The 249-nt window shown below is 44.6% G+C and carries 1 protein-coding gene; it reads left to right on the forward strand.

Annotation, left to right across the window (positions count from 1 at the left end; genetic code table 11):
- The coding region (locus FQ668_RS27895) for a formate--tetrahydrofolate ligase (RefSeq protein WP_218570923.1) at positions 1-249 on the forward strand (249 nt) is incomplete at both ends.

Below are 249 nucleotides of genomic sequence, written 5' to 3' on the forward strand. Positions count from 1 at the left end.
ATTTCTGAGATTGCTAAGCAATCTGGACTACTCGACTCTGAGTTTCATCCTCAAGGTTTTCACAAGGCAAAAGTATCCTTAAACGCGGTAAACCGACTCAAAGACAATATTGATGGCAAGCTTGTTGTCGTCACTGCCATCACTCCCACACCACTAGGTGAAGGCAAAACCGTAACCACAATTGGTTTATCACAAGGTCTGAAAAAGCTTGGTCAATCGGTCATGGCGTGTATTCGTCAACCGTCGATG

It is taken from the genome of Pseudomonas sp. Kh14 (assembly GCF_900291005.1).
Lineage (GTDB): Bacteria > Pseudomonadota > Gammaproteobacteria > Pseudomonadales > Pseudomonadaceae > Aquipseudomonas > Aquipseudomonas alloputida.